Genomic DNA, 21,373 nt, shown 5'->3' on the forward strand with positions numbered 1-21,373 from the left:
TGTGAAAATAAGTTCCAATTCCCAAGTTTCGTAATTTTGATGATTATGCCATTCAAGATACACTCACCATATCCCCCCGCCGGCGATCAGCCGGCAGCCATACGCCAGCTTACAGAAGGTTTAAAGAACGGAGAGCCTTTCCAGACGCTGCTGGGCGTTACAGGCTCCGGCAAGACCTTTACCATGGCAAATGTGATCCAGAACGTACAGAAGCCCACCCTGGTGCTTACCCATAATAAAACCCTGGTAGCGCAGCTGTACGGGGAGTTCCGCCAGTTCTTCCCGGATAATGCCGTGGAATATTTCGTGTCCTATTATGATTACTATCAGCCGGAGGCATATATGCCTGTGAGCGATACTTATATAGAAAAGGACCTGTCTATTAATGCAGAGCTGGATAAGCTCCGGCTCAGGGCCACTTCTAACCTCTTGTCCGGCCGCCGGGACATCATTGTAGTAGCCAGCGTGTCCTGTATATATGGTATGGGTAACCCTACTGAGCTGGAGAATGGGATCCTGCGCATTAACCGCGGGCAGACCATTGGCCGAAACACCCTGTTGCACGGACTGGTAAACTCCTTATATACCCGCACCACCGGCGATTTTACCCGTGGGTCTTTCCGGGTACAGGGAGATACGGTAGACATCAACCTTCCCTACGTAGATTATGGTTACCGCATTACCTTCTTCGGAGATGAAATAGAGGAGATAGAAAGTTTTGATACCGCCAGCGGCAAACGCATCGCTCCGATGGAAAATGCCGCCATCTTCCCCGCCAATCTTTACCTGGCCCCCAAGGATATGATGCAGCAGATCATCTATGAAATCCAGGACGAACTGCAGGCCCAGGTAGATTATTTCCGCTCACAGGGCAAGCACCTGGAGGCCCAGCGCCTGTCTGAAAGGGTGAACTATGACCTGGAAATGATCCGTGAACTGGGTTATTGCAGTGGCATTGAGAACTATTCCCGCTTTCTTGACCGACGCCTGCCCGGCACCAGGCCCTTCTGCCTGCTGGACTATTTCCCGAAGGATTTCCTGCTGGTGATAGATGAGAGCCACCAGACCATTCCGCAGATCAGCGGCATGTATGGAGGCGACCGCTCCCGCAAGCTTACCCTGGTGGATTTCGGCTTTCGCCTGCCCTCCGCTATGGATAACCGCCCCCTGAACTTCTACGAGTTTGAGAACCTGCTCAACCAGGTGGTGTTTGTTAGCGCCACCCCGGGCGAGTATGAGCTGAAACAAACGGAAGGTGTGGTGGTAGAACAGGTGGTGCGCCCTACCGGCCTGCTGGATCCGCCCATCGAGATCAGGCCCAGCGTTAACCAGGTAGACGACCTGCTGGATGAAATAGACCGCCGTGTACAGAAAGGGGACCGCGTACTGGTAACCACCCTTACCAAACGTATGGCGGAAGAAATGGACAAATACCTGCACCGTATTAATATTAAGTCGCGCTACATTCACTCGGAGGTAGACACCCTGGAACGCGTGGAGATCCTCCGTGACCTGCGCCTTGGTAAAATAGACGTACTGGTAGGGGTGAACCTGCTCCGTGAGGGCCTTGACCTCCCGGAAGTATCATTAGTGGCCATCCTGGATGCGGATAAGGAAGGCTTCCTCCGCGACGAACGCTCCCTGACGCAGACAGCCGGCCGTGCCGCCCGTAATGTGGACGGCCTGGTGATCTTTTATGCAGACAAGATCACAGACAGTATGCAGCGCACCATTGACGAGACCAACCGCCGCAGGGAAAAACAGGTCGCCTATAATATTAAACATAACATCGTTCCTAAAACCGTCAGGAAGTCTGTTGAACAGATCATGGGCCAGACCTCCGTACTGGAGATCAAGAGCTTTGATGAATCTTCACCTTATGCGGTCCATGAGGAAGTCTCCCTCGTAGCGGAAGATGCTATGACCTACGCAAAAGGGGAAGCGGCCGCAGCCAAGACCATCCCGCAGCTGGAAAAAGCGATCACCCGCGTAAAGAAGGATATGGAAAAAGCCGCCAAGGACCTCGATTTTATGGAGGCTGCCCGTCTACGCGACCAGATGTTTGCCCTGCAGCGTGAATTGGAAGAGATGAAACAAGCCCGCTAGACAATTTCGAGAGCAATGTTTATATGTAATAAATGATAATGTGTCTTTTCGGCAACCGCTACATAATACCCGTTCGTACGTAGTTATTATATTTATAAAATAATAATATAAGTCTTTTACCCTCTCTTCCTTCAACATATACTGAATTTAATTGTATGTATTAGTAATTGATTAATATATACATTATGAGCTATTTCCCATACTTGTAGTAGCAAGTACCCCTCCAAAGTTAGAAAATTGTTAAATGTAGCGCTTACCATTTACTATTTATCTGATAATTAAATACTTACAACGATTAACACGACTGCGTTTGCACTACTACGTACGTAAAATCCGGCATCATATTATAAATTATAATAATCTACTTAATATTGAGTCAATATTGCCAGTTTTTATTCAATCATTTCTATTTTTATGGTGTTTTGTTTGATCACTTGATTTTAATAAATACTTTTATTGCAGAAATTTAAAATTAAACGCTATGAAGAAAACTCCATTTCAGGATTACCTTCCATTCATTTTTCTTGCTGTAATAGCAATAATTGGCATGTTTATTCCTACCGCCGCCAATTTCGCCGACGCAAGCAAGTATAATTTCGGTGATATCGCCTGGATATTAGTGGCTACCTCATTGGTGTTTTTAATGACTCCCGGCTTATCCTTCTTCTACGGAGGTATGGTAAACCGCAAGAATGTTATTAATACCATGATGCAAAGCTTTATCGCTACTGGCCTTATCAGCGTATTGTGGGTGGTGATAGGTTTCAGCCTTGCATTTGGCAAATCTATAAATGGGGTGATCGGCGATCCGTCCACCTTTTTCTTCTTTAAAGGCGTTGCATCCGGCGAGCCCTGGAGCCTGGCCAACACGATCCCGCTGATCCTGTTCGCGCTGTTCCAGATGAAATTCGCCATCATTACTCCTGCCCTGGTAGTGGGTGCTACGGCAGAGAGGATCCGCTTTACTTCTTACGTACTCTTCATGGTGCTTTTCAGCCTCCTGGTATATGCGCCTATCGCACACTGGACCTGGCATCCCGATGGCCTGCTCTTTAAACTGGGCGTGCTTGACTTTGCCGGTGGTACGGTAGTACATATCTCTGCCGGTTGTGCCGCTCTTGCTGGCGCCCTGGTGCTGAAACGCAGAAAAGATCATATTGAAAAGAAAGAACTGCAGCCTGCAAACATTCCGTTCGTACTGCTGGGTACTGGTTTGCTGTGGTTCGGCTGGTTCGGCTTCAACGCAGGTTCTGCAGTAAGCGCAGGTCAGCTGGCAGTTTCCGCCTTCGCAACTACCAATACAGCAGCTGCTACGGCAGGCCTTACCTGGATCTTCTTTGATGTGATCCGCGGCAGGAAACCTTCAGCATTGGGCTTCTGTATCGGCGCAGTAGTTGGCCTGGTAGCCATTACGCCTGCTGCCGGTTACGTAGCGGTTCCGCAAAGTGTTGTGATCGGCTTCGTAGCTGCCATCGTATCCAACCTGATGGTACACTGGAAGTCTAAGACCAGCATAGATGATACACTCGATGTGTTCCCCTGCCATGGTGTAGGTGGTATGGTTGGTATGCTGCTTACCGGTGTTTTTGCTTCCAAAGCGATCAATGGCGCAGGTAGTGACGGCTTATTCTACGGCAATCCTGAACTGTTCCTGAAACAGCTGCTGGGCATGGTGATCGTGGTAGCTTATAGCTTCATCGTATCCTACGGTATCTTCAAGTTCATCAACATGTTCCACCCGCTGCGTGTAAGCGACGAAGACGAAAGCCTGGGTCTGGATGCTACACAGCACAACGAACATTATCATCCTGCGATGATGAGCGTGAACGGCACTGGCTCACTCAAGGAAGAAGAAGTTATACAATAGTTCATTCGTCCGGCTCAACACCGGCTTTACATCAAAAGTTCTTTAGTTAATAATGAATAATTAATAGTTAATACTTAGGTACGCAGGAAGTTTAACAACACATGCTACATTGATTATTAATTATTCATTATTAACTACTATGATATTCCCATTGCTTTCCCATACCCAAAACAAGCGAAGACAGGTAGCAGCACAAGAGATTCGACGACTCTAGTTCCACAAGCAAATACCATTTTATCAATCATTTTTCATTGCACGAGGCTGGCATGAGTGAGATAGTTATGTAAAACAGGGCAGGGTTAGGCCATGATTACTCATTCATGATACCGGAATTAAGATGACACATTAGAAACAGGTGTGAGCAACATCAGAAAAGGTGAATAGCGTTCGCAAAATAAAAATGCGCCAGCGCTATAGGGGCTTCGTGTGCCAATGAAAAAATAAAACCTTACAAATGAAGAAAACAATTCTAACCACATTCGCCGCCTGCAGCCTGCTTACCGCTTTTGCTCAAACGGCAGACACCACCAAGCCGCAGGAAGCATTCAAATTATCCGGATCTGCGGATGTGTATTACAAATACAACTTCAATAAAAACCTTACAGATAATAAGACCAGCTTTACAAATTCCCATAACTCCTTTGAACTGGGAATGGTATCCCTGAAAATGGAGCACGGCTTTAAAAAGGGCAGCTTTGTGGCGGATGTAGGCTTCGGCAGACGTGCATCTGAATTCTCTTACAACGATACCGTGAACAGCAAGAATGGCCTTGCCGTAGCGATTAAACAGCTGTATGTAGGATATCAGCTTACCGATAAGATCAAAGTAAGCTTCGGTAGCTTTGCCACACATATAGGCTATGAACTGGTAGACGCTTACCTGAACCGCAACTACAGCATGAGCTACATGTTCAGCAACGGGCCTTTCTTCAATACAGGCGCCAAAGTGGATTTCGCCATAACGCCCTATTTAAGCGCCATGCTGGGTGTGTTTAACCCGACCGACCTAAAGTCTGTAGACTTCAGCGATCATAAATATATCGGCGCACAGATAGGCTTTACGCCTGCCAGTGTTCCGCTCAAGCTCTATCTTAACTACCTGGGCGGAAAAGATACTGCAGGCATCCAGAACCACCAACTGGACCTCGTAGCCACTTACCAGGTGAACAAAGTATTAGGCCTGGGCTACAACGGTACCTTCAGCCGCTATCACGAAACGATTGAAAAGAATGGCAACGGCAATGGCGAAGGGCACGGCAGCGTTAAATGGTGGGGCTCCGCGCTGTACGTAAATCTTGATTTCACAGAAGATTTCGGCCTTACACTCCGCGGCGAATATTTTGATGATAAAGATCAGCTCAAAACCTTCGCCACCTCACTGGAAGGCGGTAGTGTAACAGCAGGTACGCTTACCTTCAACTATAAAGCAGGCAACCTTACCATCATGCCGGAGTTCAGGATCGACAAAGCTTCCAGGGACATATTCAACAAGTCTTCCGGTGCCGCTACTTCTACCACCGCTAACGTATTGCTGGCCGCAGTATATCACTTCTGATATTAAACTCTTGGCTCATATAAGAAGGTTTCAAGTAAAAACCTTTACGGGGCTCGTTTTCTGACGAGCCCCTTTTTCTTAACAATTTTGCTATATTGTACGTCAAAATCTTCGATGAATGTTGCAGGCCACCACGTTAAAATTCCTCAAGAATCTTAGCAGGAATAACACCAAGGAATGGTTCGATGAGCACAAACAGGCTTACCAGGATGCAAAAGCAGATTATGAAAGTATAGTACAACAGTTGATAGACGGGCTATCCAAGCAGGACGCTGAAGTAGCAGGACTACAGGTGAAGGATTGTGTTTTTCGTATATATAAAGACGTTAGGTTCTCAAAAGACAAGACGCCATATAAAACAAATATGGGCGCAGCCTTCTCTCCAGGCGGCCGTAAATCGCCCAGGCCCGGGTATTATTTTCACCTCGAGCCCGGCGGCAACAGCTTTGCAGGCGGTGGCCTGTGGATGCCTGAAGCCCCGGTGCTTAAAAAAGTACGGCAGGAAATTGATTATAACTTTGCTGAATTCCAGCAGATCATCAGCAATAAAGACTTCATTAAATATTTTGGAAAGATCGATGGCGAAGCATTGAAATCAGCGCCCCAGGGCTACCAGCCGGATAACCCGGCTATTGCATATTTAAAGCTGAAAAGTTTCACCGTATGGCATAGCTTTTCAGATGAAGCATGCATACAACCTGCATTAGTGAGAGAGATACTGAAAGTGTTTGCAGTAATGCAGCCGTTTGTAAAATTTCTTGACAGGGCCTTACATGATGAATAACGCCCTGTGCATTTCATACACAGCATAAAAAGGAGAAAAGGAACGGGTCCTTTTCTCCTTTTAAATTTCTTCTCTGTTTGTTCCCTTAAATTAATTTTTGTGTATCAAAAACTCAAACGGCCTGGCTTTACGGTTCTTTAATAAATTTTCCTTGTCCGTTCTGGTGTGAGCAAAACGTTGATTATACACATTGGCTACCTCAATGATAGGTATAATGCCGTCCAGCGTATCCTGCTGATCAACTATGTTCATAATACGGGATACCTGGGATGAGAAGTTGCTGCTCCACTCCTCAGTGAATTTGTGCATTAACAATAGCTCGCGATTGGTGTTGGTCTTCATAGGATTTAAGGGTGTTTACAGATTAGAGAAATTATACGGATTCTGAATAGCACTCTCTCTTGTATTGGCATAATTTGGTTTTTTATCATAGAAGCAAGTCGGCATAGGATTATGATACCAAAATCCAATTTTATACAGCAGAAATCAATACTACTTCCGTGTAATTTTTAATTTTCGTACGTGAATCTTCGTTAATGTTAAATTAAAAAGTCCCGACGTAATAACGAGACTTTCAATAACTTATAGCTGGAATCGTATATGCATTCATGAAAGATACATATATGATGATTATTTGATGGATTAGCAGATATTTTTATATCCACTGCTGTTGGTGCAGGTATTCAGCAATCTGTACTGCATTAGTAGCAGCTCCTTTACGTAAATTATCCGCTACAATCCACATGTTTACAGTTTTTGGCTGTGTTTCATCACGGCGTATACGTCCTACAAATACTTCATCTTTATCATGCGCGTCTTTGGGCATCGGGTACTGGTTACGCGAAGGATCATCCACTACAATTACGCCAGGTGTTTTTTCCAGCGTCTTACGTATTTCACTTAGTTCATATTCCTTCTCAAATTCAATGTTCACAGCTTCGCTATGACCGCCCATTACAGGTATACGTACAGTAGTGGCAGTAACGGCTATCTGATCATCTCCCATGATCTTTTTTGTTTCATTCACCATTTTCATTTCCTCTTTCGTATAGCCATTATCGAGGAACACATCAATATGCGGGATAACATTTAAATCAATTGCATGGGGATATGCTGCCGGACCATCAGTGATGCCCTTACGTTCATTCATCAGCTGATCCACCGCTTTTACACCGGTTCCTGTTACAGATTGGTAAGTTGATACCACAACACGGTTAATTTTGTATAACTCGTGCAGCGGGTTTAATACAATTACCATTTGTATGGTGGAACAATTGGGGTTTGCAATGATCTTATCTTCCGGAGTTAATGTTTTTCCATTTACTTCAGGTACTACCAGTTTTTTGGTAGGGTCCATTCTCCACGCACTTGAATTATCAATTACTGTAATACCTGCTGCTGCAAATTTAGGCGCCCACTCCAGTGAAGTGCTGCCACCTGCTGAGAACAGCGCTACTGCAGGCTTCATGGCAATAGCCGTATCTGCATTCACCACCTTATAGTTCTTGCCCTTAAATGCCACTTCCTTACCAACTGACTTCTCTGAAGCTACAGGGATCAGTTCTGTAACCGGGAAATTTCTTTCTGTCAACACTTGTAACATTTTTGAGCCTACCAGGCCAGTGGCTCCTACTACGGCAACTTTCATGTGGATTTTATTTTTTTCGAAGCGCAAAAATACTACCTTATTCTCTATATTCGCAGCCTTACCAACCATTTATTTTATGCAAACCTCCATTGTTTGTGCGGCACTGCTGTTGTTGCCCGCTTTCTCTCTCGCCCAGATCTCAGAAGGCTTTGACGATCCGCCCCTTTCCTGGCAGGGAACTGATTCTGCCTGGCAGATCAGCAATAGCCGGTTGCAAAGCAATTGCATGCAACCCAACAGCAATTTCTGGATATCAACGCCCGCCGGAATCAGGCTGCCCGCACTATGGGAGTGGTGGATGCAGTTGGATTTCAATACTTCGTCCAACAACTACACGGATGTTTTCCTGGTCGCCGGCAGCAGTAACCTGTTGCAGAACAACACAGGTTACTTTGTCAGGATAGGAGACAAGGACGATGACGTATGCCTGTACAAAAAAAATGCTGACAATGCTGTTGTAAAATTAACAGACGGACGTAACGGGCTTACCGACAAGCGCTCTACCACGCTCAGGGTAAAAGTAAGCTGCGACGACGCATTTAACTGGCAGTTGTGGGTAGATACTTCCGGTACAGGATGGCATTACATGCCGGAAGGTGTTGTCAATGACAGTACCTTTACTGACTCCGTCTGCTACGGCATCATGGTGCGCCAGTCAACCGCTTCCTTTTTCCGGAAACATTTCTTTGACGATGTCCACGTCCAGCCCTTTGTTAAAGACACAACTCCCCCGGAATTACAGTCCGTAACGGTACTTGGTGAACAGCAACTGCTGCTGCTCTTTTCTGAGCCACCGGATGCAGCAGCCGCGATTTTGCCTGCACATTACAAAGCAGGTGCAGCAGGTACTCACCCGGTAGATATTGTACTGTCGGCAAACACGGTTCATCTTGTTTTTGCACAGCCTTTTCCAGCCGGCGACAGCCTTTTGCTGCAGGTAGATGGGCTTAGCGATGCTGCAGGCAATGTAATGCACCCGGCCTCCGCCTGGTTCCTTTATCATCGCCCCGCACCCTACGAAGTGCTGATGCAGGAAATACTACCGGATCCTGATCCGCCCGTAAGCCTTCCTTTCCCGGAATTTGTTGAGCTGCGCAATAACAGCCCTTACCCGGTGCAGCTCCATCGATGGAAGCTGAGCGCCAATGCCGGGCAGACAGTATTGCCCTCCCTGCTGCTGGAGCCCGATAGCCTGTTGTTGCTTTGCGGGAAAGACAAAGCAGGAATGTTTACCGCCGGCAGCAGGGTAGCAGGCCTCGATGATTTCCCGGTGTTGGGAAATGAATTGGATACACTGGTACTCTACGATGCCGCCGGCCGCGTAATACATGCCCTGGCGTACGATAAAAGCTGGTTTGCAGGTTCCGGAAAGGATAAAGGTGGCTGGAGCCTGGAAATGGCAAAAAACAGCCTTATATGCGGTGCTAAGGAGGCTTGGGAGGCATCTGTAGATCCTTCCGGTGGTACCCCAGGAAAGCCCAATTCCATTTCCCGCCCCGCTAACGGCAATCCGCCCGCATTATTACGGGTAGCACTGCAGGATAGCCTGAGCGCCCTGCTGTTTTTCAGCAGAACAATGGACAGCGCCAAAGCCGCTGATCCGGCTTTGTATGAGATCAGCCCTGGTTCCACCGCTATTGCCTCACTCACCGTGTTACCACCACTCTTTAATACCGTGCTGCTCCGCCTATCCGCCCCTTTATCTGCAACAGCCATTTATACCCTGCGGGTAAAAGGCATTAGCGATTGTAGCGGAACAGCCCCTGGCGCAGATAATAGTATTGTTTTTGCACTCCCTGCTACCGGTGGCGCCGGCAATATTCTCTTCAGCGAAGTGCTCTTTGATGCCCGGTCTCCCGCACCGGAATTTGTGGAGATCTATAACCACGGCGACAAAGCCGTAAACCTGGAGCAGTTATTCATCAACACTCCTGAACGGGACATCGCGCGCATTCCACTCAGCAGAGTGCAGCGCCTGCTAATGCCCGGCCAGTATATGGCACTCACCCGTGATCCGGGCGCCCTGTGCCGCTATTATACCTGCAAAGCTTCCGAAAACCTGCTGCAGGTATCCGGCCTCCCCGCCTTGCCCAATGAAGGTGGCGACCTCGCCCTGTATAGTGCAGCCGGCCATTTGCTGGACCTGCTGCATTACTCGCCGGATATGCAATCGCCGCTGTCAGGAGATGCCAAGGGTGTTTCCCTGGAACGCCTAAGTTTTGAACAAGCGTCCGGTGATCCTGCCAACTGGCATCCCGCCGCCCTTACAGCGGGATACGCCACGCCTGGCAGCGCCAATTCCCAGCAACTGAACCTGCAGGAATTGCCCGGGGAGCTGACAGTACAGCCCCCGGTATTTTCACCGGATAATGATGGGGTGGATGATGTGGCCGTGCTGACCTGCCGCCCTCCCCAGGCCGGATTTGTGGGCAATATCACGATTTTTGATGCCCTGGGTCGGCCGGTACGCCGCCTTTTACAAAGTGGACAGTTAGGTAACCAGGCTACTATTATCTGGGACGGCCTGGGAGAAAATAAACAAGGTCTGCCCGCAGGGATATACATTATATTTACTGAAGTATTCGACCTGCAGGGAGGGGTAAAGCGTTGGAAGCTGCCGGTAGTAGTGGCGAGGAGGTTGAATTTAAATTAATTATTTATATTTGCGCTCCCTACTAAAAATTTGAACATGCAGTACAGAGAAATTGTTGCAGTAACCGGTTTAGGCGGTTTGTTTCAATTATTAGCCAGCAAACAGGATGGCGCTATTGTCCGTTCCCTGGAAGACAAAAGCACGCGTTTTGTTTCCTCCCGCATCCATAACTTTACCCCGCTGGAAAGTATAGAAGTATTTACCACCGGAGATAATGTAAACCTTGTAGAGGTTTTCAAAGCCATGCAGGAGAAAGAAGCTGAATTCCCACTGGCGCCGGCCAAAGCGGACAATAATGCTATCAAGGCGTATTTCAAGAGCGTATACCCTGACTTCGATGAAGAAAAGGTATATGTGAGCGATATGAAGAAGATGGTGAAATGGTACGCCATCCTCAAAGCCAATGATCTCCTGAAATTTGACGAGATCCTGGCGGAAGAAAACGGAAGCGAAACCGCAGAGGAAGCAGCTCCTGTAGAAGCAACACCGGAAACAGCGCCTGCTGCTGAGGCAGAAAAACCTGCTAAAAAAGCAAAAGCGCCTAAAGCAGCTGCTAAGGAGAAGGACGAACCCGCAGCTGAAGCGCCTGCAGAAAAAGAAAAGCCGGCTAAGAAAGCAACGAAGGCTAAGAAAGAAGACGCGCCTGCTGCCGAAGGTGAAGAAGCTGCACCTAAGAAAACTACCCGTAAAAAGAAGACGGAAGAATAATCCCTTTGCAGCTGAACAGCCGCAAATTTTAACTTACAGCTAACAACTATCAGTATACCAGATTCCGGGCAACTGCCCGGAATTTGCTATTTTAGTAAGATGAACACATTAAACGCAAATATTGAGAAACTGCCGCGCAAATTTCTTCCGGAGAACTTTACGGTTACTACCTGGGATGCGTTGCAGCCTTATTATGAAGCTCTCAAAGAGCGCCCCATCAACAACACGGCGGAACTGGAGCAATGGCTGAAAGATGTAAGTGAGCTGGAAGCAGTGGTAAGTGAAGACGCCTGCTGGCGCCAGATCCGGATGACCTGCGATACTACCAGCAAAGAGCTGGAAGAATCTTTTACTTATTTTTTCATGGAGATACAGCCCAAGCTGCAACCTTATGCAGATGCGCTGAACCGTAAGCTGCTGGACTGCCCCTTTGCCAAAGAGCTGGGTAGCGGCTTTGAAACGTACCTGCGCAGCGTACGTAAACAGGTAAAGCTATTCCGCGAAGAGAACGTACCCCTGCTGGCAGAATTGAGTGTAATGGCCCAGCAATTCGGCGTGGTGAACGGCAAGATGACCATCGAAATAAATGGCCAGGAATACACCCTGCAGCAGGCTGCCAAGTTCCTGGAAAGCAGCGACCGCGCCCTGCGGGAAGAAGTGCTCCGAAAAACATATGAACGCCGCCTCAAGGACCGCGATACACTGGATCAGCTGTATAGTTCACTGATAGGAAAACGCCACCAGGTAGCCCTCAACGCCGGCTTCAGCAACTACCGCGATTACAAGTTTGAAGAACTTGGTCGCTTTGACTACACCAAAGAAGATTGCTTTCAGTTCCATGCGGCAGTAAAAGAACATATACTGCCCCTGGTAAAGAATATACTGGAAAAACAGCAGGCTAAATTACAGCTGGACACCCTGAGGCCCTGGGATACTGAAGCTGAGCCTGAAGGCGTGAAACCATTGGAGCCCTTTCATAGCGGTGAAGAACTGATCACCAAAACGATCGGTTGCTTTGATCAGCTGGGCCCCTTCTTCGGCAACTGCCTTCGCGTAATGCAAAAGATGGGTCGTTTAGACCTGGAAAGCCGTAAAGGTAAAGCGCCGGGCGGCTATAATTGTCCCCTGGCGGAAACCGGTGTACCTTTCATTTTTATGAATGCTGCCGGCCAGATGAAAGACCTTACCACCATGGTGCATGAAGGCGGTCATGCCGTGCACTCCTTCCTCAGCCACGATCTTCCGCTGAGCGCCTTCAAGGAATATCCCATGGAAATCGCAGAAGTGGCCAGCATGAGCATGGAGCTTTTCACCATGGATCATTGGGATATTTTCTTCAGCAACAAGGAAGAACTGCAGCGTGCAAAACGTCAGCAGCTGGAGCGCGCCATCACCATATTTCCCTGGATCGCTACTATCGATAAGTTCCAGCACTGGATCTATGAGCATCCGCAGCATACGGCGGAAGAACGTACCGCAGCCTGGGTAAGCATACTGGATGAGTTCTCACCGGAGGTGGTGGACTGGACCGGATTGGAAGATTATCGCTCCATGGGCTGGCAGCGGCAGCTGCACCTGTTTGAAGTGCCGTTCTATTATATCGAGTATGGTATTGCCCAGCTGGGCGCTATCGCTATGTGGAAACAATATAAGGAGAACAAGCAGGCGGCGCTGGATAATTACGTAAAAGCGCTCAGCCTTGGAGGTACTAAAACATTGCCGGAGCTGTATGAAGCGGCAGGTATTCGTTTTGATTTTTCGCCTGCCTACGTGAAAGAGCTGGCAGACTTTGTAAAGAAAGAAATGGACGCAATCGGATAAAACTGTAGTTTGAAGGTTTCAAGTTTGAGGTCTGAAGTTCGTTGGAGGCCAGAAGTCTAAAGTAAGATCAGACACTTATTTAAACATCTAACCTGTAACTAACCTCAGACCTCAAACTTCAAATCTCAAACGTTATTTACACTGTTTGCAAACCCCGCTTACCACTACTTCCACATTATGCATGGCATAGCCTTTGGGAAGCTGTATGCTGGGTACATCGGTCTCTTCCAGGCAAACGGTATTGCCGCATTCCTCGCATTTGAAATGCACGTGATGATCGTGATGATGATGTTCTGAACATTCCGATTTGCACAAGGCATATCTTACGGAAGTATCTGTAGTAGGTATTTTATGGATAATGCCCTTATCCAGGAATGCCTGCAGGGTCCGGTAGATAGTAACCCGGTCAAAAGATTGTCCGAGTTTTTTCTCAAAATCGCTGTGTTCCAGGGCTCCGTTACTTTTCATGAAGAGCTCCAGTATTTTCACGCGGGTTTCAGTAACGCTCAGGTGACTGTTCCGCAGTAAATGATGGATCTGTTCTCTGTTGTTTTTAACCATGATCAGAAAATTGACAGCACATTAAAGCTATTCATTCAATAACCGGTCTACGTCATTGATCAGTTTATCTACGTCTGATACCTTGGTGCCTTCATATAGTCCCCTTACACGGCCTTCTCCGTCTACCAGTGCAAACCACTGGGTATGTACAAAGTCCTCTTCACCGGTGTAAGTGCCATCATCCACCATGTATCCCTGTCTGGCCAGCTTGTACAGCTCTTTTTTGGTACCTGTCAGGAACCACCAGTTCCGCGCATCTGCTCCATGTTTTTCTGCATAGGCTTTCAGCACAGGTACGCTGTCATGTTCCGGGTCTACAGTATGGGAAAGGATACGGAAATCGGGTTGGTCCTTGTATCTGGCATATACCTTTTCCATGTTCTTGTTCATCTTGGGGCATATACCGGTACAGGTGGTAAAGAAGTATTCCGCTACATAGATCTTTCCTTTAACATCGTTGCTGGTGATGGTCTTACCCTCCTGGTTCACAAAAGAGAAACCACCTACAATATGCCCGGGGCTTCCCAGCACCGGCAGCCTTTCCTTACCGAAGAAAGTGCCGGTCTCTCCTTTTATCACCCATCCCGCATAGCCCAGAAAGGCAACACTCAGCAAAACGAAAAACAGTACGTAAAAAATCGTCTTTTTTGACATAAAGCCAGTCCTTTAATCTGTGGCAAAGGTACTGATAAGTTACCATGTAAAAAAAATGTGCAACGCAGTTGCAAATAAATCCCTAGCTTTGTTGCCTCAATAGTTTTACCACCCGAAATAGGATCGTATGTCAGACCGCCTGCGTAAAATGAACCTGGATGTATTGGGTATCGGCGCTTCCCTGATCTGTGCTGTGCACTGTGCTGTACTACCCTTGTTGATGACTGTATTGCCACTTCTTGGATTGGAAATGTTTAAAAATGAAAAGCTGGAATACGGGCTGCTAAGCTTTACCTTCCTGGTAGGCTGTACTTCTCTTTTCAGGGGATACCGCTATCATCACCATTACCTGAAACCCCTGCTGCTGTTTGTCCTGGGCTTTGTTTTGCTGCTCACGGGCCACTTCCTGGCAGCAGAGCGCTGGGAGCCAATTTTAATAACTGCTGGTGCGCTCCTGGTGGTCATTGCTCATATATGGAACCTGCGCGAATGCAGGCACTGCCGGATCTGTAATAAGGACGGAATGGAACAGTAGATAAGACGCTTTCCGAAACCAAAAAATGTAGTGCTGTATCCTGGATATAGAACTTCTGCTAAAGTAGTGTTCACCTTCTAAATTTAGGCTAGCCTAAAAATTAATTTAGAATAACTATATCATAAAACTTATTTTTGCCATGATAAAAAGTTGCAGATGGTAAAATATGTACTACTATATATTCTGGTCCTTTATTCATTAACGGCTGGCAGCGTACAGGCGCAAACGGCCTCAGGCGGGCGGTTGAAAGGAACCGTACTGGCCGATGGCAAGCCTGTACCCTTTGCCAGCGTCGGGTTTACCGATATTAAAACAGGAACCGTTACAGACGAAGCCGGTAACTATGAGCTAACAGCCATACCGGTTGGCCGCCATGTACTGCAGGTAAGCGCCGTGGGTTATGTAAAATATACGCAGCCCGTACAGGTAAAAGCAGCTAACACGGTGCGCATCGATGTGAACCTGCAGCCAACAGCTTCCAGCCTCAGCGAAGTGGTGGTAACAGGCACCTTGCGGCCGGTGTCTAAAATGGAGAGCCCCGTGCCCGTAGATGTATTTACCCCTTTGTTCTTCCGCAAAAATCCTACACCCAGCCTCTTTGACGCCTTACAGAACATTAACGGCGTAAGGCCGCAGCTCAACTGTAACGTGTGTAACACCGGGGATATCCACATTAACGGCCTGGAAGGCCCTTACACCATGGTAATGATAGACGGTATGCCGATTGTCAGCGCCCTTTCTACCGTGTATGGCCTGTCCGGTATCCCTAACAGCCTGGTAGAACGGGTAGAGGTGGTCAAAGGCCCTGCCTCCACCTTATATGGCTCGGAAGCAGTAGCCGGACTTATAAATGTGATCACCAGGGATCCTGCTACAGCCCCCCTGCTTACCGCCGATGTGTTTAGCACCTCCTGGCAGGAGTACAATGCAGACCTGGGCCTCCGCATCAATACGGGTAAGGCGCGCGGTCTGCTGGGCGTTAATTATTTTAACTACCAGCACCCGGTGGATAATAACGGTGATGGGTTTACAGATGTGACCCTGCAGCATCGTATCTCCGTTTTTAATAAATGGGTCTTCCCGCGCCGTAACCAACGTATCGCTTCGGTGGCGGCGCGTTATTATTATGAGGACCGCTGGGGCGGACAGACGCAATGGACTCCGCACTGGCGCGGAACAGACAGCATCTACGGTGAAAGCATCCGTACCAAGCGCCTGGAGCTGATCGGCAGCTACCAGCTGCCCGTAAAGGAAAAGATCATGTTCCAGTACTCATTTAATTTGCACGACCAGAATTCTGCCTACGGCAAAAACTGGTTCCTGGCAGATCAGAAAATAGCCTTTGCCCAGTTCACCTGGGATAAGCAGGTAGGAAAACATAACCTGCTCACGGGCCTGCCCTTCCGCTATACTTATTATGACGATAATACGGTAGCCACACCCACTGCCACCCATACCTATCTCCCCGGCCTTTTCCTGCAGGATGAGATCAAGCTGAACACCAGGCATACGGTCTTGCTGGGCATGCGCTATGATTATAATTCCATCCATGGAAATATCTTCACACCCCGCTTTGCCTATAAATGGGCGCCGGATGATCAGGATGTCCTGCGCCTCAACGTGGGTTCCGGTTACCGGGTAGTGTCTGTCTTTACAGAAGATCATGCGGCCCTGACGGGCGCCCGGCAAGTGGTGATCGAGGATAAACTGAAACCGGAAAAGAGCTGGAATGTGAACCTGAACTATGTAAAGAAGATCAATCTTAATAATGCTTTTCTGGGCCTGGACATGTCTGCCTTTTACACCCGCTTCAGCAATAAGATCATCCCGGATTATTCCAAACAGGATTATATATTATATAATAACCTTAACGGCTATGCCATATCAAGGGGCTTTAGCCTGAACACCGACCTGGCCTTCTCCTTTCCATTGAAGGTATTGGCAGGCGCCACTTTTATGGATGTTTATACGGTAACGGATGATGGCGGAAAGTCTGTTCGTGAAAGGCCTATGCTGACAGAAAGGTTCACGGGCACCTGGACCGTATCGTACAGCTTTCCCCGTGCAGGTTTATCAATAGATTATACAGGTAACGTTTACGGGCCAATGAAGCTTCCACTGCAAAACAACCTGGACCCCCGTCCGGCCAACTCCCCGGTATGGAGCCTGCAGAATATACAGCTTACCAAAAAGTTTCCCCGCGGCTGGGAAGTGTACGGTGGGATAAAGAACCTGCTGAACTTCAGGCCAGCCCCGGATGCTATTGCCAGGCCTTTCGATCCATTTGACAAGCAGGTAGTGCATGACCAGCAGGGAAGAGTGCTGCCCACGGCAGACAATCCCTACGCGCTTACCTTTGATACCAACTACGTATATGCATCTAACCAGGGCATACGCGGGTTTCTGGGGGTACGCTGGACACTGATTGACTAAAAAGACAAACGCTCCAAGGGTTTCAAACCCTTGGAGCGTTTGTCTCCTGCTAAAATCTCTTTACATCTTAAGCCCAAGCTTAACTCCCAGCTGTATACTGGGCAGTATGCTCACCAGGCGGCTGTTATCGCTTTGTACCACCCCATTATTATCAAAGAAATTATTATAATGATACACTTTGCTGCGGACGCCCAATCCTATATATGGGTCAAATATGATCTTGCCTTTGGTGAACTGGCGGCCCAGCAACACTTGTAAACCATACACATTCTTGCTGGCGGATTCTGTATATTTACCGTCGTTGATCTCCACATCTTCATTCGGATAAAATACTTTCTTATAGAACAGGATCGGTTCAAAATAAGTACCTCCCGCCCGTGAAGCGCCTTCGTAGATGGAAAAGAGATACCAGCGCAAACCAGCCCTGAACCCAAGACCCCTTCCTTCCACAAACTGTTCCGTGGTAATGTTTGGTTTCTTTTGCCCGAAATCTATTTTTTTAGCCAGGTAATAGTCTGGGTAATCGGTATAAATACCTATAATGCCCAGCTCCAGGCTTAGCTTTTCAGTAAGCTCCTGTTCAATGTAAATATCCAGTTCGTTGATCAGGGTGGTGGGGTTAACCTTGATATAGGTGCTATTGCTGAAAGTAGTGGCGGGTTTGCTTTGTGCCTGTGCATGCAGACAGAAACCACATGCGGACAGTAATGCAAGTATAGTTCTCTTCATAGCAAACATTAGGACAAGATTGACAGCTGAAAACGGGCCAGGCAACAGCGAATTTTAAGACAATAATCGTTCCACAATTACCGGGTACCAGGTATGCTCCAGCAGCTGTATTTTTGCGGCAAGGGAGGCTGGCGTATCTTCCGGTAATACTACGCATCGTTCCTGCAATATGGTGGCGCCGTCGTCATATTTTTCATTGACATAGTGGATGGTGATACCACTTTCCGCATCTTTCGCACTGATCACTGCCTCATGTACAAAATGCCCGTACATACCTTTGCCTCCGTATTTGGGTAACAGTGCCGGGTGAATATTAATGATACGGTTAGAAAATGCCTGCACCAGGTTAGCGGGTACCTTCCATAAGAACCCTGCCAGTACCACCAGGTCTATTTGCCGCTGTTGCAGCTCCTGTATATAGCGGTCCGAACGAAAGAACAGTTCCTTATCTATCAGGATGGACTCAATGCCTTCTTTTTCTGCTATCTGTAATACGCCGGCCCCGGGTTTGTTACAAACGATCAGCGTTACCCTGGCTATTGCAGACTGTTTAAAATGGTCGATGATCTTCTGAGCGTTACTACCGGCGCCTGAGGCAAAGATGGCGATATTTTTCAAGGCTGAATGTTATTTTTTCCAGCGCAAAGTTAGCAGTTAAACACGGCTTTTCCTTGGGCCCTGTTGTCCTTCCAGGGAGCTTCTGGTGAGGTTCAAGCTTATTCGGGCTGAAATGCAGTCCTATTGCGGAAGAACTGGGGGATGTCCGGTATATGACCGGTATCTGTCCGGTATCTGACCGGTAGATGTTCCCTCTCTTATAAGATACCCAACATCTACGGCTGAAGTACCTTTAAACAACCTGTCTTTTAGAGGAGGCCCATAGATCCCGGGGCAATAAAACACGAGAGCCGCACCTTTTTGGATGCGGCTCTCAGTTAATTTCGTTATAAATAAGGAGAGGGAACAACAGTGCTACCGCAGGTATTCCCCGCAGCCCCGGTAATTCTTGTCCTTTACCTGGACCTCCACGGTATAAGGGCGCATATACCCGCTCATGTCGTCTGTACATGCCCGCTGCCGGATGGTAATGATGAATTCGGCCTTTTCATGCTTAGGGGTATAGACCCGGAGGCTGTCTGTATCAGGTTGGGGCCTGGGCGTAGGTACCCGCAGGGAGTCACCGTTCATGTCCTGGAAGAAGATGGTCTTGTTCCGGTCCAGCTCCAGGCTCCAGCCGGGCTCATTGCCGGCGGCCCAGAAATCGGCGCCGGCGGCAGCCTTTTCCCTTAGCTGCCTGTAGTTGCCACCGCCGCCTACCGGCCTTAATATATAATTGTCTGCCAGGGCCCCGGTAATGCGGTGACCTTCCCGGTCAAGATGATATAGTTTGCCGTCCTCAAAAAGGAACTGTTGCGGCTGCTGACCTACCAGTGTTATAATGGAGTCGTTCTCCATTTTCCACATGCCGGTGTCGATGACGGCTCTGCCTTCGTTCCGGTCGCGGTATACCATCAGCTCCTGGTAGCGCTGGTCCTCCTGCAGGCTGAGCTGGTAATCTATGCCCGGGCAGTCTGCACAGGGTAAAGTGCCCTGGTAGGCGCCGGCCGCCTTGCTGGCAGGGCTGGAAATGCCTTCGCCGGGGTTGGACGCAGGGGGTGACTGGGTACTGTCTGTGTGGGTTGCCGGTCCGCCGCCTCCGTTACAGGCGGTTACCGCTCCAAGGATAGCTGCAAAAAGAAAGCTCCGGTACTTCATGGGGAATGGTTTTTTTAAGTAAGCGAGCCAGTTAAAATTACATCAAATCAAGCCAAAAAAAGCGCATCGAAACACCATATATATATTATACCGCCAGGGTCATATATAAGTTTTTTCGTTACATGATATTTATCATAAAATAATCCCTTCGAAGTCTTTATGTATAGATAAAAGACTCAACAATGCAACTAATAAATTTTTTAATTGTTGATAAATTGTCAACATTGTGTCTTATTTTTGCTGGCACTTTTAAAGAAACTAAGGTCAAATCTAAACTAATAGGCTGTGTATCGTCGTGTTTCCATTCGTTTGCGCAAGCAATTTGTGAGTGTTCTTATCCTGTGCGCCGGACTTGTTCTCTCGGTTTCGACAGCTAAGGCGGCAGATCCGAACAAGGGTAAGACATTATTCCAACAGAACTGCGCATCCTGCCACAATGTGCATAAGAAAGTGACGGGTCCTGCTCTGAAAGACGTTGAGTCAAGATGGGCTGACAAGAAATTGTTACATCAATGGATCCATAACTCCGCTTCTGTACTCGCCACTGGTGATCAGTATGCAAACAATCTGTATAATGAGTATAACAAACAGGCAATGCCTGCTTTCCCCTCTTTCTCAGATGCAGATATAGATGATATCCTTGCTTATATCGGTGCAGAAGGCGCTAAAACACCAGGTGGTCCTAAAGCAGGAGCTCCCGGAGCAGAAGGCGCTGCTGCTGAAGAAGGTAGCGACAACAGCCTGCTGTTTGGCATCATTACACTGGTTCTCGCTATCGTAGCACTGATCCTGATGCAGATCAACAGCAACCTGAATAAGCTGGCTGCAGACAAAGACGGCGTTGCCACTCCCGAACCCGTACCCTTCTACAGAAATAAAGCATACATCGCCCTGGCGATCGTCGTGTTATTCATGGTGGGCGGATACTTTACTATCAACGGTGCTATCGGTCTCGGACGCCAGAAAGATTACATGCCTGAGCAACCGATCCACTACTCTCACAAAGTGCATGCCGGTATTAACCAGATCAACTGTCTTTACTGTCACGCAGGCGCTGAAAAGAGCAAGCACGCTATGATCCCTTCTGAAAATATTTGTATGAACTGTCACAAGGCCATTAACTCTTACAGTGGTCCTGAGCTGGTTACTGCAGAAGGTAAAAAGATCAACGGCACCGCAGAGATCCAGAAACTGTATGATTATGTAGGCTGGGATCCGCAGGCACAGAAATATACCAAACCCGGTAGACCCATAGAATGGACCAAGATCCATAACCTGCCCGACCACGTATACTTTAACCACTCTCAACACGTGGTGGCCGGTAAGCAACAATGTCAAACCTGTCACGGCAATATCCAGGATATGGACGAAGTTCACCAATTCGCTGACCTGTCCATGGGCTGGTGTATCAACTGCCACCGTACTACCAAAGTGCAGTTTGCCGACAACAAATACTACAGCATTTTCGAGAAGTTCCACCAGGATGTTAAGGCTGGAAAGATCGATAGCGTGACTGTTGAAATGGTGGGCGGTACCGAATGTCAGAAATGTCACTATTAATATT

17 protein-coding genes are annotated in these 21,373 nt (G+C 47.9%); 10 read left to right on the forward strand and 7 right to left on the reverse strand.

The window, feature by feature from the left end:
* Positions 1-45: 45 nt before the first annotated feature.
* The 4 genes from uvrB to ACR9Y8_RS18765 all read left to right on the forward strand — a co-directional run bounded on the left by uvrB (position 46) and on the right by ACR9Y8_RS18765 (position 6,312).
* Positions 46-2,106 (forward strand): excinuclease ABC subunit UvrB, encoded by a 2,061-nt coding sequence (uvrB, locus tag ACR9Y8_RS18750; RefSeq protein WP_481214778.1) that lies wholly within the window; start codon positions 46-48, stop codon positions 2,104-2,106.
* Between the two features lie 481 nt (positions 2,107-2,587).
* Positions 2,588-3,973, forward strand: a complete 1,386-nt coding sequence (locus ACR9Y8_RS18755) for an ammonium transporter (RefSeq protein ID WP_481214779.1) — start codon at positions 2,588-2,590, stop codon at positions 3,971-3,973.
* Positions 3,974-4,427: 454 nt separating this feature from the next.
* The gene (locus ACR9Y8_RS18760) at positions 4,428-5,528 is read left to right on the forward strand and encodes a porin (protein WP_481214780.1); all 1,101 of its coding nucleotides are present in this window, start codon (positions 4,428-4,430) and stop codon (positions 5,526-5,528) included.
* A gap of 118 nt (positions 5,529-5,646) precedes the next feature.
* Positions 5,647-6,312 carry a DUF2461 domain-containing protein gene (locus tag ACR9Y8_RS18765; RefSeq protein WP_481214781.1) on the forward strand — a complete coding sequence of 222 codons (666 nt, stop codon included), beginning with the start codon at positions 5,647-5,649 and terminating at the stop codon, positions 6,310-6,312.
* 90 nt (positions 6,313-6,402) lie between these two features.
* On the opposite strand, the gene ACR9Y8_RS18770 is transcribed toward ACR9Y8_RS18765, so the two are convergent.
* Together ACR9Y8_RS18770 and ACR9Y8_RS18775 are read right to left on the reverse strand one after the other, a co-directional pair.
* Positions 6,403-6,654: a hypothetical protein gene (locus tag ACR9Y8_RS18770; protein ID WP_145710668.1), complete on the reverse strand. Its 252-nt coding sequence runs from the start codon at positions 6,652-6,654 to the stop codon at positions 6,403-6,405.
* Between the two features lie 313 nt (positions 6,655-6,967).
* Positions 6,968-7,960 (reverse strand): aspartate-semialdehyde dehydrogenase, encoded by a 993-nt coding sequence (locus tag ACR9Y8_RS18775; protein WP_481214782.1) that lies wholly within the window; start codon positions 7,958-7,960, stop codon positions 6,968-6,970.
* A gap of 76 nt (positions 7,961-8,036) precedes the next feature.
* On the opposite strand from ACR9Y8_RS18775, the gene ACR9Y8_RS18780 reads away from it, so the two are divergent.
* From ACR9Y8_RS18780 to ACR9Y8_RS18790, 3 genes are all read left to right on the forward strand, one after another.
* Positions 8,037-10,613 carry a lamin tail domain-containing protein gene (locus ACR9Y8_RS18780; RefSeq protein ID WP_481214783.1) on the forward strand — a complete coding sequence of 859 codons (2,577 nt, stop codon included), beginning with the start codon at positions 8,037-8,039 and terminating at the stop codon, positions 10,611-10,613.
* A gap of 36 nt (positions 10,614-10,649) precedes the next feature.
* On the forward strand, positions 10,650-11,321 hold the full coding sequence (locus ACR9Y8_RS18785) for a DUF5606 family protein (protein WP_481214784.1): 672 nt from the start codon (positions 10,650-10,652) through the stop codon (positions 11,319-11,321).
* Between the two features lie 99 nt (positions 11,322-11,420).
* Positions 11,421-13,142 (forward strand): M3 family oligoendopeptidase, encoded by a 1,722-nt coding sequence (locus ACR9Y8_RS18790; RefSeq protein ID WP_481214785.1) that lies wholly within the window; start codon positions 11,421-11,423, stop codon positions 13,140-13,142.
* A 132-nt stretch (positions 13,143-13,274) separates the two neighbouring features.
* On the opposite strand, the gene ACR9Y8_RS18795 is transcribed toward ACR9Y8_RS18790, so the two are convergent.
* Complete coding sequence (locus ACR9Y8_RS18795) at positions 13,275-13,703, reverse strand: Fur family transcriptional regulator (RefSeq protein WP_481214786.1); 429 nt, start codon at positions 13,701-13,703, stop codon at positions 13,275-13,277.
* Positions 13,704-13,730: 27 nt separating this feature from the next.
* The gene (locus ACR9Y8_RS18800) at positions 13,731-14,357 is read right to left on the reverse strand and encodes an SCO family protein (RefSeq protein ID WP_481214787.1); all 627 of its coding nucleotides are present in this window, start codon (positions 14,355-14,357) and stop codon (positions 13,731-13,733) included.
* Between the two features lie 127 nt (positions 14,358-14,484).
* On the opposite strand from ACR9Y8_RS18800, the gene ACR9Y8_RS18805 reads away from it, so the two are divergent.
* The gene (locus ACR9Y8_RS18805) at positions 14,485-14,892 is read left to right on the forward strand and encodes a MerC domain-containing protein (protein ID WP_481214788.1); all 408 of its coding nucleotides are present in this window, start codon (positions 14,485-14,487) and stop codon (positions 14,890-14,892) included.
* 156 nt (positions 14,893-15,048) lie between these two features.
* On the forward strand, positions 15,049-17,325 hold the full coding sequence (locus ACR9Y8_RS18810) for a TonB-dependent receptor (RefSeq protein WP_481214789.1): 2,277 nt from the start codon (positions 15,049-15,051) through the stop codon (positions 17,323-17,325).
* Positions 17,326-17,385: 60 nt separating this feature from the next.
* On the opposite strand, the gene ACR9Y8_RS18815 is transcribed toward ACR9Y8_RS18810, so the two are convergent.
* The 3 genes from ACR9Y8_RS18815 to ACR9Y8_RS18825 all read right to left on the reverse strand — a co-directional run bounded on the left by ACR9Y8_RS18815 (position 17,386) and on the right by ACR9Y8_RS18825 (position 19,809).
* Positions 17,386-18,054, reverse strand: a complete 669-nt coding sequence (locus ACR9Y8_RS18815) for a hypothetical protein (protein ID WP_481214790.1) — start codon at positions 18,052-18,054, stop codon at positions 17,386-17,388.
* 54 nt (positions 18,055-18,108) lie between these two features.
* On the reverse strand, positions 18,109-18,672 hold the full coding sequence (purN, locus tag ACR9Y8_RS18820; protein WP_481214791.1) for a phosphoribosylglycinamide formyltransferase: 564 nt from the start codon (positions 18,670-18,672) through the stop codon (positions 18,109-18,111).
* 354 nt (positions 18,673-19,026) lie between these two features.
* Positions 19,027-19,809 carry a copper resistance protein NlpE N-terminal domain-containing protein gene (locus tag ACR9Y8_RS18825; RefSeq protein WP_481214792.1) on the reverse strand — a complete coding sequence of 261 codons (783 nt, stop codon included), beginning with the start codon at positions 19,807-19,809 and terminating at the stop codon, positions 19,027-19,029.
* Positions 19,810-20,094: 285 nt separating this feature from the next.
* On the opposite strand from ACR9Y8_RS18825, the gene ACR9Y8_RS18830 reads away from it, so the two are divergent.
* Positions 20,095-21,369, forward strand: a complete 1,275-nt coding sequence (locus tag ACR9Y8_RS18830; protein WP_481214793.1) for a c-type cytochrome — start codon at positions 20,095-20,097, stop codon at positions 21,367-21,369.
* Positions 21,370-21,373 lie beyond the last annotated feature (4 nt).

The sequence above is a fragment of the Chitinophaga sp. SVR4-12A genome (assembly GCF_056754765.1).

Coding starts and splice junctions, on each gene's coding strand:
- uvrB (WP_481214778.1), top strand. CDS start 46: ATGCCATTCAAGATACACTCACCATATCCCCCCGCCGGCGATCAGCCG.
- ACR9Y8_RS18755 (WP_481214779.1), top strand. CDS start 2,588: ATGAAGAAAACTCCATTTCAGGATTACCTTCCATTCATTTTTCTTGCT.
- ACR9Y8_RS18760 (WP_481214780.1), top strand. CDS start 4,428: ATGAAGAAAACAATTCTAACCACATTCGCCGCCTGCAGCCTGCTTACC.
- ACR9Y8_RS18765 (WP_481214781.1), top strand. CDS start 5,647: ATGTTGCAGGCCACCACGTTAAAATTCCTCAAGAATCTTAGCAGGAAT.
- ACR9Y8_RS18770 (WP_145710668.1), bottom strand. CDS start 6,654: ATGAAGACCAACACCAATCGCGAGCTATTGTTAATGCACAAATTCACT.
- ACR9Y8_RS18775 (WP_481214782.1), bottom strand. CDS start 7,960: ATGAAAGTTGCCGTAGTAGGAGCCACTGGCCTGGTAGGCTCAAAAATG.
- ACR9Y8_RS18780 (WP_481214783.1), top strand. CDS start 8,037: ATGCAAACCTCCATTGTTTGTGCGGCACTGCTGTTGTTGCCCGCTTTC.
- ACR9Y8_RS18785 (WP_481214784.1), top strand. CDS start 10,650: ATGCAGTACAGAGAAATTGTTGCAGTAACCGGTTTAGGCGGTTTGTTT.
- ACR9Y8_RS18790 (WP_481214785.1), top strand. CDS start 11,421: ATGAACACATTAAACGCAAATATTGAGAAACTGCCGCGCAAATTTCTT.
- ACR9Y8_RS18795 (WP_481214786.1), bottom strand. CDS start 13,703: ATGGTTAAAAACAACAGAGAACAGATCCATCATTTACTGCGGAACAGT.
- ACR9Y8_RS18800 (WP_481214787.1), bottom strand. CDS start 14,357: ATGTCAAAAAAGACGATTTTTTACGTACTGTTTTTCGTTTTGCTGAGT.
- ACR9Y8_RS18805 (WP_481214788.1), top strand. CDS start 14,485: ATGTCAGACCGCCTGCGTAAAATGAACCTGGATGTATTGGGTATCGGC.
- ACR9Y8_RS18810 (WP_481214789.1), top strand. CDS start 15,049: ATGGTAAAATATGTACTACTATATATTCTGGTCCTTTATTCATTAACG.
- ACR9Y8_RS18815 (WP_481214790.1), bottom strand. CDS start 18,054: ATGAAGAGAACTATACTTGCATTACTGTCCGCATGTGGTTTCTGTCTG.
- ACR9Y8_RS18825 (WP_481214792.1), bottom strand. CDS start 19,809: ATGAAGTACCGGAGCTTTCTTTTTGCAGCTATCCTTGGAGCGGTAACC.